Source organism: Fodinibius sp. (assembly GCF_041642155.1).
Lineage (GTDB): Bacteria > Bacteroidota > Rhodothermia > Balneolales > Balneolaceae > Fodinibius.
Genome location: NZ_JBEPWZ010000182.1, coordinates 1 through 5,918 on the forward strand (window position 1 = coordinate 1; position 5,918 = coordinate 5,918).

Here is a 5,918-nt window from a genome sequence, read left to right on the forward strand (position 1 = left end):
CCGTCGGGAAAAAATATCGGTCAATTGTCCCGCATACTCGTCCCCCTCGGTTTTTTTCAGCCGGAAGGTATCCTCGGCCCCGGCGCTGATGGTGGGTTTTATGATGATTTCGTCCGCCGATAGCCCGGTAAAGAAGGATTCCCAGTCTCTCCTGTCAAAATGATCCTTCCACAGGCTGGGTACAATCTCTATGCCTTTCTGCTGAAGATCGCGCAGATAGGTTTTATCTATATTCCATTCCACCAGCTCGAGGTTGTTTTCCAGAATGGCGGACGACCGGTTGATTTCCTGGAGCACCTGAAAAAATTTTTGCGGGTCCTGCTGGTAATCCCACGGGCTCCGGATAAGAACCACATCGAAGCGGTTCCAGTCCACCTGTCTGTTGCGCCAGGAGATTTCTTCGGCCGACCATCCCCGCTCGGCCAGGGGTTCAACGAGTAGGTGATCGTAACATTCATAGCCGTCAAGGCTGTCCATGGACAGGAACGCACACTTTTTCATGGATAAAATTTAAAGTTTGGGATAATGAGAGGCGGAATATAAAAATACTGGCATAGAATGTTGGGATAAATAATCTGCCCTGCCCGCTTTCCGGGCTCCGCTGTTACAGTCTGATTTGACTTGCGGGTAAATAGGTTTTTATCCGTTACGAAGGCCTGCACTGTTGTTTAAGCATTGCAGACCTTCAACTGGCGATGGGTTGATGAAAGATCAGGTCATTTTGCCAGGGGGTCGGGACGAAGCTGGAATTTATAGACTTTACTCGTCGTGCCCTTGCCGCCTTCCATGTGAAAAGGCGCGCGGGTGCTGACAGTTGCCCAGATACCGCGTCCCTTCCAGCCCGCATCCGGATCGTCAATCCGTCCGTCCATCCATTTGGTATAGAATCCCATCGGGTAGGGGACGCGGAGTACGATCCACTCCCCGTCATTCAGAACTAACAGCCCTTCTGATTCATTGCCGGTGTTGATCGGTGTGTTCTCACCGAGTCCAAGCGTGTTAAACTGATCCACCCACGTGTAGTAGCTGGATTCCGCGCTGCCGGAACCGTCCACCCCGTTGACCTGGGGCAGGGGCTCGCTGTAGAAGGTCCACCCTTTGCGGCAGTGCTGTCCCGTTGCCTCCGGACCGTTAAGCGGTCCCTCGCACTTCTCCCGGTCAAAGCTGGCCATGTGTCCGCTTGCAAGCGCCACCCAGGCCACCCCGTTGCGGTCGATATCCATGCCGCGGGGAGAAAAACCTTCGACGGGCTCATCTTCGTCATTGAGAGGCAGCTCATAGAGTTCTGCCAGGGCCGTCTCAGAGGGATTATCACCCGGTTCCAGCCTGACGACCGCCCCGGGGTAGCCCAGCGAAGATCCCCAGACTGAGCCGTCCGGCGCCGGGGCGACCGCATAAAAGCCGTTTGTGATGCGCTTGTCCATGGTTGAATCCACAGGCTCGCCGGGTTCCACATAGTCATCCCGCCGGCCGTTGCCGTTGGTGTCGAGGATGAGAGGGGTCCACCCCTGCGAGGCTTCCTCATCCCCGGTTTCGTCGAACTCTTTGGTATCGAGCCAACCGACCACCTCGCCGCCGCCGCTCGTCCACAGCGTATTGTTCTCATCCTCGGCAAACATCAGGTGATGGGTGCTGAAGCAGGTACTGATATGCGTATAGTCCCTGGTCTCCGGATCGTAGACCCCGAGGTGCCGGTACGCCCGGTCAACGGGAAACTGTTGAGCCGAGGGATGATCCGATCCTTCTTTGCAGAAGTCAGGGTTGTTTGGGGGACGCACGGTGGCGGTCACCCAAACGCGTCCCTCCCCGTCAAGCATGGGATTGTGGACATTGGCCTTGCTGTCCCACAGCAGTTCGTCGCCCCAGTACGGGGAGGGCTGCGGCATCGCCTGTGCCGCCGCCGGGCTCGTTGCCGGGTCGCGTACGGTCAGTGGCACCCGGCTCGTATCGTGTATTACAGGGTCCAGCACGGGCAGGTAATCGGCGCTGAGCTCCAGGGCGCCATAGAGACGGCCGTTGGCATTGACGGTGGGGTCCCGCCGGTCGGTGGAGACCAGGTCGTGCAGGTAGTCCTTCGGGTCTGCCCAGTCCCACTGGGTGATGACGACATTCCGCTCCATCCCCTCAGGCCGGGGGGGCTGCCGGGGCACTTCTCCCGCGGCAATACGGTCGGTCCAGTCTGCGAACATTTCGAGGGTTGCATCACTGCCCAGCCGCTGGACGCTTGAGATCATACTGCCGCCGGCCTGTCCCGACTGCAGGCGGCGCTCCCAGGCGTCTTCCGAAGAATCAAAGCCATCGAGATCAAAAGATTCATGAAACTCCCGCGTTCCTTTACTGCCCAACTGGTGACAGGCCATGCAATTGCCCGACTTGATGTTTCGCAGGTAATCGGCCTGGGTTTCGATGTTGGGGGAGAGGCCATTGCCGTCGGGACCGGTGCCCGGGAATTCCTGTTTGCCGGGGACGTCAATCAGGGAAAACCAATAGCCGGCCGGGTAGTATTCCGCCGCGGCCTGTTCGTCGGGAGCTTCCACCGCTTCCAGGTCCAGGTTATCGCCGGGCGTGGCCTCCTGCTTCGGGGAGTCCACCAATCCGTAGCCGCGTACCCACACGCTGTAATTGGCATCCGGGAGATCGGGGATAAGATAACGACCCTCTTCATCGGTGACTACAATCCTGGCAAACCGGGTGGAGAGATCGTAGGTCTCCGCAATTACCCATACGCCCGCCTCCGGTCCTCCGGGCCCGGTGACTACGCCTCCCAGGTCATCATCGCCCACCTGTAACGGCGCCTGTCCGCTGCCGGAATTACAGGCCAGGAGTCCCGCTATAAGAAGGGCCATCGCAATCAGTTGAAGATGAATGGATCTTGAGACCCTGCTCTGTTGCTTGGTTTTGCCAGGGTGAATGGATACGTGAATGGGGGGATCTGATTTCATGATAATAATATTTATCTATAGGTATTATGACATAATAATGGATCTCCTGCGCAAAAGATCTAAGTAATTAATATATATTGGCAGTCTGTTGCCGGCAGCTGGCATTCAAATTCAGGTTTCAGCAACCTGTTATACGGGATGTTGGTATAGGGACAACCGGATCAGAAAATCTTTCTGCTATTCTTCAATCAATGGCAAAGCAGTAGAAAAGACCGTTGCCGCCAGTGCCTTGCAAATCCTGCTGGCTACAGCCCCGGGAGCCATGAGCAGAGTTCCATGAGGTCGGATTCTCGCCGCCGCCTTCACGATCGTGATGGCCAACCTGTGCACTGCCCTCGCCGCTGCTCGTCCAGTCACCGCATGTTTTGTCTGCATCACCGGAAAAAGCAGTGCCATTCAATTGCGAACCGGTCAGAATATCGTGCATATTGGGATCATCGCCCCGGCCGTTGACTATCTCGCCGTTTTCATCGAGCGCTGTCTCTTTGTTGAGGTTATTGTCATCCCCGTGCAGGTGCTTTATGTCCCGGGCCACCAGAACGCCTTCGGCATTATACCAGGCTCCCTGTCCGATGCGGTCGCGGGCATTTACCGATTCGTCAGAGCCTGAGCCGCTGGTACTGAGGTACGCACGCCAGCTCCCGCCTCGTCTGCCAGCATCTGGCAGTGTCGGTCCGCGCCTTCTAGGCCACCGAGATCGGCTCCATTACCGGGACCTGTACTTGTAATGAAAAAACTCATGCTGGTATCTGCGGGAGCCTCCTGCGTCCACGTTCCTTGATCACCCATCATCCATAACACAGCTAATGTAATTACTGAAATGATCTTCTTTGTATTCATAATTGTTCCCTTTTGTTTTAAATGTAAATACCCTCTCGTTTCTGCACCGTTATCAAAAAGAAGCCTTTACCAAACTGTTCTTTTGGTCAACCCCTGCATTTTCGCGAATTCAAAATCCTCGCATGTTCCTTTTATGGGGGGATTCGCTCAGGTTTTGATTTTGATGTTGATTAAAATTATAGGTTTTGCAAAGGCCTCAAAAAATTTATCAACATAAATTAAGAAAGCGTCATTTTCCCCTTATTTCATACGTTTCTGATACCGCATATTGTGTCTTGTGTAAATGATAAGAGCACGAAGATTCATAATCCATCTATTGTCATTAAAAGAATACCATTTGTGAAGATCAGAGGCAAGTGGAAGAGCAGTAGAATTTCCCCCGAATAAATCTTTCTTATTACGTGGGGGCCGAAACGGAATCTGTAACCTGTTAATAGGGAATATGTGGTAAAGTCATCTTAAAAAATTGCAAAATGGCCACAAGGTGATCGTTATTTTCTTACTTTTAGCACAGTTGTTTTTAGATGTAAGGCTTATATAAGGTGCACCCAATCCCGAATGTACTGTGATATAATGCGTGCAGGCCCCACTAACGACTGTCGGGGGACCAACCGGTTTCCGGGTTGCATCCTGCCAAACGGAAGTTACCAACAATCTTACTTATGATCCAACCATGAATGATCCAATCATAAAAAAATTGTGCTCGCTATTGCTTCTCATGCTGCTGTGTATCACCGTCCAGGCGCAGGACAATGATACCGAAGGGGAAGAATGGGACGTCAACAATCCCGAGGCGCCTCACAAGGAGATCGAATTTACCACCACCGAAGGCACCTGGATGAACCTGGATGTGAGTCCCGACGGCGAACAGGTGGTTTTTGACCTGCTCGGGGATATTTATATCATGTCCATAGACGGCGGCGAAGCAACGGTATTGCGCGATAACCTGGCGTATGAAATCCAGCCGCGATTCAGTCCCGACGGCAGCAGAATCTCCTTTACCAGCGACGCGGGCGGCGGCGACAATATCTGGGTAATGAATACCGACGGTTCCGGTGCGTATCAGGTGACCGATGAGGACTTTCGCCTGCTCAATAATGCTGTGTGGACCCCGGACGGGGAATATCTTGTGGCCCGCAAGCACTTCACGTCCACCCGATCGCTCGGGGCCGGGGAGCTTTGGATGTACCATCGATCCGGCGGATCGGGCATCCGGCTGGTCGAGAAAGCCAACGAACAGCAGGACCTGGGACAGCCGTTCCTGTCGCCCGGGGGACGCTACGTCTATTACAGCCAGAGCGTATATCCCGGGGGACAGTTTCAGTATAACAAAGATCCCAACAGCCAGATTTACCTCATCAATCGCTACGACCGGGAGACCGGCGAGACCAAACGCATTACCGGGGGACCCGGGGGCGCCATCAGTCCCACCTTGTCGCCGGACGGTGAGAAAATGGCGTTCATCAAGCGGGTACGTACCAGGAGCGTGCTGTATATCCGCGACCTGGAATCGGGTATCGAGCGTCCCGTCTACGACCGGCTCAGCAAAGATCAGCAGGAGGCATGGGCGATTTTTGGTCCCTATACCAACCTCGACTGGACCCCCGACAGCGAGCAGCTGGTCTTCTGGGCGGAAGGCAAAATACGCAAGCTGGATGTGAACGACCGGGAGAGCGAAGTGCTGCCTTTTGAAGCGGAGGTGAAGCAACACGTCGCCGAAGCCGTAACCTTCCGGCAGGAACCGGCGCCTGACCGATTTACCGCCAGGGCGATCCGCCACGCGGTCACCTCGCCCGACGGCCGGCTTCTGGTCTTCAATGCAGCGGGTTACCTGTGGAAGAAAGAGCTCCCGGACGGAAGCCCCGAGCGCCTGACCGGCGGCGACGCTTTTGAATTTGAGCCTTCGTTTTCCCCCGACGGCCACACGCTGCTCTACGTGACCTGGAGCGACACCGCGCTGGGCGCCATCAAGGCGCTGGATGTGAACAATCCCGATGCCCGGCCACGGACGATCACGACGCGGAAAGGGATCTACCGGCAGCCTTCGTTTTCGCCGGACGGAGAAACCATTGTCTACCGCAGGGAAGACGGGAACAACCAGCAGGGCTTTGCCTATACCACCGATCCCGGCATTTA

At 55.0% G+C, this 5,918-nt stretch carries 2 protein-coding genes and 2 pseudogenes; 1 reads left to right on the plus strand and 3 read right to left on the minus strand.

Annotated elements, in window-relative coordinates; all coding sequences use genetic code 11:
- The 3 genes and pseudogenes from ACESLU_RS10430 to ACESLU_RS10440 all read right to left on the minus strand — a co-directional run.
- Positions 1–501, minus strand: a 501-nt coding sequence (locus tag ACESLU_RS10430; RefSeq protein ID WP_372638592.1) for a RimK family alpha-L-glutamate ligase, incomplete at its 3' end; no start/stop codon positions are given.
- A gap of 215 nt (positions 502–716) precedes the next feature.
- Positions 717–2,942 carry a carboxypeptidase regulatory-like domain-containing protein gene (locus ACESLU_RS10435; protein ID WP_372638593.1) on the minus strand — a complete coding sequence of 742 codons (2,226 nt, stop codon included), beginning with the start codon at positions 2,940–2,942 and terminating at the stop codon, positions 717–719.
- 184 nt (positions 2,943–3,126) lie between these two features.
- Positions 3,127–3,734, minus strand: a pseudogene (locus ACESLU_RS10440) (hypothetical protein).
- A 721-nt stretch (positions 3,735–4,455) separates the two neighbouring features.
- Between ACESLU_RS10440 and ACESLU_RS10445 the strand changes: the two are divergent.
- Positions 4,456–5,918 (plus strand): annotated as a pseudogene (locus ACESLU_RS10445) (amidohydrolase); the annotation flags it as partial.